6 protein-coding genes and 2 tRNA genes are annotated in these 8,019 nt (G+C 58.4%); all 8 read right to left on the reverse strand.

What is annotated here, in order from left to right:
• On the reverse strand, nt 1-630 hold a 630-nt coding region (locus WBP53_RS04305; RefSeq protein ID WP_423926295.1), incomplete at its 3' end, for a SurA N-terminal domain-containing protein.
• 214 nt (nt 631-844) lie between these two features.
• Nucleotides 845-919, reverse strand: a tRNA-Val gene (locus tag WBP53_RS04310).
• 13 nt (nt 920-932) lie between these two features.
• Nucleotides 933-1,205: an HU family DNA-binding protein gene (locus WBP53_RS04315; protein WP_423926297.1), complete on the reverse strand. Its 273-nt coding sequence runs from the start codon at nt 1,203-1,205 to the stop codon at nt 933-935.
• 309 nt (nt 1,206-1,514) lie between these two features.
• Complete coding sequence (lon, locus tag WBP53_RS04320) at nt 1,515-4,016, reverse strand: endopeptidase La (RefSeq protein WP_423926299.1); 2,502 nt, start codon at nt 4,014-4,016, stop codon at nt 1,515-1,517.
• A 148-nt stretch (nt 4,017-4,164) separates the two neighbouring features.
• The gene (gene clpX, locus WBP53_RS04325; protein ID WP_423926301.1) at nt 4,165-5,445 is read right to left on the reverse strand and encodes an ATP-dependent Clp protease ATP-binding subunit ClpX; all 1,281 of its coding nucleotides are present in this window, start codon (nt 5,443-5,445) and stop codon (nt 4,165-4,167) included.
• Between the two features lie 115 nt (nt 5,446-5,560).
• Nucleotides 5,561-6,193 carry an ATP-dependent Clp endopeptidase proteolytic subunit ClpP gene (gene clpP / locus WBP53_RS04330; RefSeq protein ID WP_423926303.1) on the reverse strand — a complete coding sequence of 211 codons (633 nt, stop codon included), beginning with the start codon at nt 6,191-6,193 and terminating at the stop codon, nt 5,561-5,563.
• Nucleotides 6,194-6,218: 25 nt separating this feature from the next.
• Nucleotides 6,219-7,511 (reverse strand): trigger factor, encoded by a 1,293-nt coding sequence (gene tig, locus WBP53_RS04335; RefSeq protein WP_423926305.1) that lies wholly within the window; start codon nt 7,509-7,511, stop codon nt 6,219-6,221.
• 343 nt (nt 7,512-7,854) lie between these two features.
• Nucleotides 7,855-7,939, reverse strand: a tRNA-Leu gene (locus WBP53_RS04340).
• Nucleotides 7,940-8,019: the final 80 nt, after the last annotated feature.

Consider the following 8,019-nt stretch of genomic DNA (forward strand, 5'->3'; position numbering starts at 1 on the left):
GATTTCTTCTTCCGTCACCTCGTCCGCAACCGGTTCCGGCGCAGCCAGGGTCAGAACCCGGAAATCACGTTGCTGACCACGAAGCCGAAGCAGTTCATCGACCTCCTTGTCGGTAGCGAACGCACTATTGGCCACATCCAGGGGGATTTCCCTGGCCGCAAGCTCATTGGCAACGCGCTCAGCAAATCCGTTGGGGGTCAAACCCTGCGAGGAGAGGCGCGCCCGATACAGGGTTCCATCGAAATTTCCGTCTCGCTGGAATGCCGGGATCTTTGCAATTTCCTCACGCAGCCGATCCGCAGGAATCGCAATTCCGTACTCTGCATTGGCGGCGAGCAACACCTGCTCATCGATCATCTGATCAAGGATGCGGCGCTTGATTTCAGGCTGGTCGAATATCCTGGCATCAATCGCGCCATTGGAACGCTGCAATTGTTCCTGACGAAATTCGTCAAAGCGCGTTCGGTATTCCTGCTGGGAAATTTCCCTGTCGCCAATGCGGGCAACAAAGGTATCCGTTCGTCCAATGAAATACGATTCGATTCCAAAGAACGAAAACGCGACAACGATCGCGCCAAGAATGATCTTCGCAATGAGACCGGATGTTTTTGCGCGTAGATCCTGAAGCATGCAACCGCCTAATGTTGAAGGTTTGCAGCCGGCAGCTGGCAGGCCCGGCCGTCGACAATAAAACGCGTGAAACCGGACTCCGGCTCACGCATGAAAAGACAAGGGCGCCACTCGGGCGCCCTGCTTGGGAGGTAGCAATCGGAGCGGACCCTGATCCGCTACCCCCGGCGTGACAGTCCAGCATTGTAACCGACCGGACGCCCAGAACATGGAGTGGTGGGTGCTGAGGGTTTCGAACCCCCGACCCTCGCCTTGTAAGGGCGACGCTCTACCGCTGAGCTAAGCACCCCCTGTCCTTGAACCTAGTTGATCGCATCCTTGAGTCCCTTGCCTGCCTTGAAAGCAGGAACCTTGGACGCCTTGATCTCGATCGTTTCGCCGGTTCGCGGGTTGCGACCGGTACGCGCAGCACGGTCTCGCACAGTGAATGTGCCGAAACCGACCAGCGAAATATTGTCACCGGCCTTGAGCGCGCTCTTGACGACGCCGAAGACTGCCTCGACGGCGCGCTCCGCGTCCGCCTTGGTCATGTCAGCGTTGTCGGCAACAGCATTAATAAAATCAGCTTTGTTCATTATCAACTCCCTTACGAGCAGCTACCCGGATTTGTTTGGTTCGAACTGATCGCGCAACCTGATTGAGGTGGGCTGACCTCTCGCGCAATTCATGTTCCCCCGCGTGTCCGCAGGATACGATTTGTATCGGCGAATCGTGGCTCGACCTTTATACCAGTGCCCCTGATACCGCGCAACACAAGGATTTATGCGACTTTTCGTGTATTGGGCGCGATCACAGGCGCATACAAAAATGACTGCCCAGGTCAATGCGCCGATTCAATTTCCCGGACAAGAACAATCGACTTGCCCGACGTCCAGATGACATCGTCAGTGCGGTCGAACTGGAGCATCTCCGCTGCCACGCTTGCCTTTTCCGCTGATCTCCGCCGGCTCTGGGCGCGTGGTCGGCGTCAACGGGCGCTCGAGGGCGATATCCAGCACTTCGTCAATCCACTTGACCGGTCGGATCTCCAGCGATTCGGTAACGTTGCCCGGTATGTCTGCGAGATCCTTGCGATTTTCCTCCGGAATGATCACGGTACCTACGCCACCGCGATGTGCAGCAAGCAGCTTTTCCTTGAGCCCGCCGATCGGCAAAACCCGCCCGCGCAAGGTAATCTCGCCAGTCATCGCAACGTCCGAACGAACCGGGATGCGGGTCAGAGCGGATACCAGTGCCGTGCACATCGCGACGCCGGCGCTGGGGCCATCCTTGGGTGTGGCACCTTCCGGAACATGAATATGCACGTCGAGCTTCTGATAGAACTCGGGATCCACACCAAGCCTGTCGACGCGCGCCCTGACCACGCTTAGTGCGGCCTGGATCGACTCCTGCATGACATCGCCAAGCTGGCCCGTATGCTGGAGCTTGCCCTTGCCGGGGACGGTGGTCGCCTCGATGCTGAGCAAGTCGCCTCCCACTTCGGTCCAAGCCAAGCCTGTGACCAGACCCACTTCATTCTGCAGCTCTGCCCGGCCGAAGCTGAATTTCTGCACACCGAGATACTCGCCAAGATTCCGATCGGAGACGTTGACCTTGGTGCGTTTTGTTGTTGGCTTTGCCGCTGCGGATTTTCCGGCGGCTTTCTTCCTGGCGGCGGCTTTGCCCTTGCCCGAAGACGCGAGGCTCAATTCCTTGACCACCTTGCGGCAGATCTTGGAAATTTCACGCTCGAGATTGCGAACACCCGACTCGCGCGTGTAGTACCGAATCACATCACGGATCGCACTTTCGGCAACGCTCAGCTCGGTTGTCTTGAGGCCATTGGCCTTGAGCTGCTTCGGAACCAGGTAGCGTTCGGCGATGTTGACCTTTTCATCTTCGGTGTAGCCCGGGATGCGAATGACTTCCATGCGATCCAGTAGCGGACCTGGAATATTCAGCGAGTTCGCGGTCGCAATCCACATGACTTCGCTGAGGTCGAAATCAACTTCCAGATAGTGGTCGCTGAATGCGTTGTTCTGTTCCGGATCGAGAACTTCCAGCAGGGCCGACGCAGGATCACCGCGAAAATCCATCGACATCTTGTCGATCTCGTCGAGCACGAACAATGGATTCCGCGTACCGGCGCGAGACATGTTCTGGATGATCCGTCCCGGCATCGAACCGATGTAGGTACGTCGGTGTCCACGGATTTCAGCCTCGTCGCGAACGCCGCCCAGTGACATGCGCACGAACTTGCGGTTGGTGGCCTTCGCAATGGACTGACCAAGCGAAGTCTTGCCAACACCCGGCGGGCCGACGAGACAGAGGATTGGCCCCTTCATTTTTTTGACGCGCTGTTGCACGGCAAGATATTCGAGGATGCGGTCTTTGACCTTCTCCAGGCCGAAATGATCGGCATCGAGCACTTCCTGGGCAAGGCCGAGATCCCTGCGCACCTTGGTTCGCTTCTTCCAGGGCGCGCCGACCATCCATTCGATGTAGTTGCGCACCACCGTCGCTTCGGCTGACATCGGAGACATCTGCTTCAGCTTGCCCAGCTCCGCACGGGCTTTTGCCAGGGTCGCCTTCGGCATCCCTGCTGCTTCGATCTTGCGCGCAAGTTCCTCGAGTTCGTTTGGCGCGTCCTCGGAGTCACCCAACTCCTTCTGGATCGCCTTCATCTGCTCATTGAGGTAGTACTCGCGCTGGCTCTTCTCCATTTGCGACTTGACCCGGCCGCGAATGCGCTTCTCGATCTGCTGCACGTCGATTTCGCCATCGACGAGGCCCATCAGGCGCTCAAGGCGATCGGCAACGTCTGGCGTCTCGAGAATCTGCTGTTTGTCCTGCAGTCGAACCGAAAGATGCGCCGCGATCGTGTCGGCCAGGCGCGAGGGATCCTCGAGTCCTGCCAAGGTCGCCATCAATTCCGGGGGAATCTTTCTCGACAGCTTGACCAGTTGTTCGAACAGGGAAACCAGCGAGCGGGAAATGACTTCGATCTCGCGGTCAGTCCGCGTATTAACCGGATCGAGTGCGCGCGCGCGACCGGTCAGCAGGGAATTGCGCTCTGAAAATCCCACGATCTCCGCGCGCGAAGTTCCCTCCACCAGGACCTTGATCGTGCCATCAGGCAACTTCAGCAGTTGCAGGACGGACGCTATCGTGCCGATGGAGTAGAGATCACCTGCCTCGGGCTCATCCACATCCGGGCTGCGTTGCGCCACCAGCAAAATCTGCTTGTCTGTCTCCATCGCGGCATCAAGCGCACTGACCGACTTTTCCCGGCCAACGAACAGCGGAATGACCATATGCGGATAGACGACAACGTCCCGCAACGGCAGGATCGGCAATTCGATCACGTCATCCACGGCGGTTGTTGGGGGCTTGCTGGGCTTTTCCATTTCTTGGATCCAGGGGCTTTCGGGAGCATGCAAAGTCAAACGGCAGCGTGAATCCACGCTGCCGTCAGGTCAAGTGAGGGCGCCAGGCCGCATTGCAAGGCTTCTGGCCAGCGGGCGACCCGAGCCCGTGGGCGGGATGAGGACGCCGTTATTCGGCCGCGGCGGCACGTGCCTGCATATTGCCCTGATAGATCAGATACGGCTCGGCCTGGCCGTTGATCACGGCCTCATCAATGACGACCTTGCTCACGTGCTCAAGTGACGGAAGGTCAAACATGGTGTCGAGCAGGACTTGTTCAAGGATCGTCCGCAATCCTCGTGCACCGGTCTTGCGCTCAAGCGCCTTCCTGGCGACAGCCAGAAGTGCATCAGGGCGGAATTCGAGTTCGACCCCTTCCATGTCAAAGAGCCGCCTGAACTGCTTGGTGATCGCATTCTTGGGCTCGGTCAAAATCTTGACCAGTGCCTCTTCATCCAGTTCTTCGAGCGTGGCGACAACGGGCAAGCGACCGACGAATTCCGGGATAAGGCCAAATTTGATCAGATCGCCAGGCTGCACCTGCCCTAGCAACTTCCCGGTATCGGCCTTGTTGCCAGTGCTGCGAATCTCCGACTTGAAGCCGATACCGGTCGATTCCGAGCGCTGCTGAATGATTTTCTCCAGACCGGAGAACGCACCACCAACGATGAACAACACGTTCTTGGTGTCCACTTGCAGGAATTCCTGCTGGGGGTGCTTGCGCCCACCTTGAGGGGGCACCGAAGCCACAGTGCCCTCAATGAGTTTGAGCAGGGCCTGCTGCACACCCTCACCTGAAACATCGCGGGTTATGGACGGGTTTTCGCTCTTGCGGGAGATCTTGTCGATTTCGTCGATGTAGACAATGCCGCTCTGTGCCTTTTCGACATCGTAGTCGCATTTCTGCAGCAGCTTCTGAATGATGTTTTCGACGTCCTCGCCAACGTAACCGGCTTCGGTCAACGTGGTTGCGTCCGCAATCGTGAACGGGACATTGAGCAGGCGTGCCAGGGTTTCGGCCAGCAGGGTCTTGCCCGAACCGGTGGGACCAACCAGCAGGATATTCGATTTTGCGAGCTCGACCTCGTCGTTGCGGCTGCGAGATTCAAGGCGCTTGTAGTGGTTGTATACCGCCACTGCCAGCACTTTCTTAGCGCGCGCCTGCCCGATCACGTACTGATCGAGTACGTCGAGAATTTCCTTGGGCTTGGGCAGGTGACTGCGCGCAGAAGCGGCCTTCTCCTCAAGCTCTTCGCGGATGATGTCGTTGCACAGTTCAACGCATTCATCACAGATGAATACGGATGGCCCCGCGATGAGCTTGCGGACCTCGTGCTGGCTCTTGCCGCAGAAAGAGCAATAGAGGATCTTTCCGCCGTCGCCCGATCGGCCTTGTCGCTCTTCTGTCATGCCTCGCCTCGGGTGGTTTTGCTTGATGCCGGGCGAGCATAGCACAGCAATTCGCCATTCCAGGCCTGTTGGGCCTGATCAGGGATTGCCAGTTGCCAGGCTGCCTTCAGTGGGTTCAAACCGGATGAACAGTCTCGGCGGGACGTCGGTCAAGGACATCGTCGATCAAGCCGTAGGCCTTTGCGTCCACGGCATTGAAGAACAGGTCTCGCTCGACATCGCGCTCGATCCGCTCCACATCCTGTCCGGTGTTCTCCGCCAGTTCCTCGTTCAGGCGGCGACGCAGATAGAGGATTTCCTTGGCCTGGATCTCGATATCCGAAGCCTGGCCCTGGGCCCCACCCGAAGGCTGATGGATCATCACCCGCGAATTTGGTAGCCCGTAGCGCTTGCCATTCTGGCCGGCAGCGAGCAGGAACGCACCCATGCTCGCAGCCTGTCCGATGACCATCGTGCTGACATCAGGCTTCAGGAAACGCATGGTGTCGTAGATGGCCAGTCCAGCCGTCACCGAGCCACCGGGGCTGTTGATGTACAGATTGATGTCCTTGTCCGGATTCTCCGACTCGAGGAACAGCAACTGGGCCACGACCACGTTGGCGACATAGTCGTCAATCGGGCCGACCAGGAAGATTACCCGCTCCTTCAGCAGCCTCGAATAAATATCGTAGGCGCGCTCGCCGCGGGAAGTCTGCTCGACCACCATCGGAACGAGGTTGAGACCCTGGATTGGCTCGTGGCTGGACATTCTGGATCTCCGTTGAACGCGGCGCTCAGGCGCCAGGACGCATCACTTCGCTGAAGCTCAGCTTCTTTTCGCTGACCTTGGCATTCTGCGCAATCCAGTCGATGACCTGATCTTCAAGGACTCGGCTTTGCAGGCCACTCATCATCTGGGCATCCTTTGAGTAAAGTTCAACCACCTGCTGTGGTTCCTCATAGGTCGATGCTATAGCCGAAAGCGCTTCGGACACACGCCGCATGTCGATTCTGATCTCATTCTGGCGGGCGATTTCCGCCAGCAACATGCCACCGGCTACACGCCTGCGGGCAGACGCCATGTACGGCTCATGTGAAATCGACTCTTTCTGTCCAGCCTTGTCACCTTCCGACTGACGTGCGAGCTCACGCGCCTCGCTTTCAATCAGGGTCGGCGGAATTTCCAGGCTCGCATTTGCGTCGATCAGTTTTTCGACCGCCGAAGCCTTCAGGCGGGAAGCCAGTGCCGCGGACAGCTCGCGCTCCAGATTGGCGCGAACATCCTCGCGGAACTGCTCCAGACCACCCTCAACCACACCGAATGTGGAAAGGAAGGCGGCATCAAGCTCAGGAAGGCTGGCTTCCTGGACGCGGACGATCTTGAAACTGGCGCGCGCAGACTTGCCTGCGAGGCCTTCGATGCGAAAATCCGACGGGAAATCGAGGTCAGCCTCGAAAGCGTCATCGACGACATGGCCGATCAGGAGATCTTCAAGATCCTTGAACAGCGCGTCCGACCCAACAATGGTACCGACCCGGTCGGTACCGGTTTCCGGATAGCGGAAATCGGTAGCCTGGGCACTGAATTCGAACAGCACCATGTCTCCATTGGCAGCGGCGCGGTCAACCGGATTCCAGCTGCGGCGCTGCATGCGCAGAGTGTCGATCATGGTATCGATATCGGCATCCTCGACCGTGGAGGTCTGGCGCACGATCTCAAGACCACTGACATCGACCGGTCCGATTTCCGGCATCACGTCGAACGTTGCGATGTACTCGATCTCACCGTTGTCCGGCCTGCCGCTCGTGGCAATCGAGGGCTGCATCGCCGGACGCAACTTCTCGTTGGACACGGCTTCCTGGAACGTGGAGCCAATCAGTTCAGACAAGGCTTCACCACGGATCTGGGCGCCGTAGCGCTGCTCGATCACTGTGGTCGGCACCTTGCCGGGGCGGAATCCCTTGATACGCGCATTGCGGCCCATTTCCTGGACCCGACTGCGGACCGTATCCTCAAGGCGAGCGGCAGGAATGCGCACCGTCAGCTTGCGTCCAAGATTGCCGACGTTCTCAACCGAAACTTGCATGGATGCTCCTTAAAACGACAGAGCCCGACCAGATGCCGGGCGTGGCTAGCCGACTATAATAAAGCATTGACGCATGAATTCGCAGGGGTTGATGCACGTTTTTTGCGCAAATGCCGTGCGCCGATGACGCAGTGTGGTTGCCAGCGCGAGCGGGGATCACCGTGAGGGAGACTCGACGCGACCAGCGCAGTCGGCGCGGCTACGGGGCCGTTTGGGCGGGATTCCGCACGGGCCAGGGGGCAGATCACCCTCGCTTCCGCCGGGGATACCGGCTGCCGAAAAGTAAAAGCGGGTCGGCTTTCCCTCGTTTCCGCCAGAGGATAAGCATTGGGCTCTTTCGATCTGGTGCGAAAGGAGAGACTCGAACTCTCACGGGTTACCCCACTGGAACCTAAATCCAGCGCGTCTACCAATTCCGCCACATTCGCATCGCTGGAGCCGTTGAACCCGACCGGCATGCGACTGGCTGTCGCACTCGAAACTGAAGACTGTTTGGTGGGTCGTGAAG

It is taken from the genome of Dokdonella sp. (assembly GCF_049593775.1).
Classification (GTDB): Bacteria; Pseudomonadota; Gammaproteobacteria; order Xanthomonadales; family Rhodanobacteraceae; genus Dokdonella.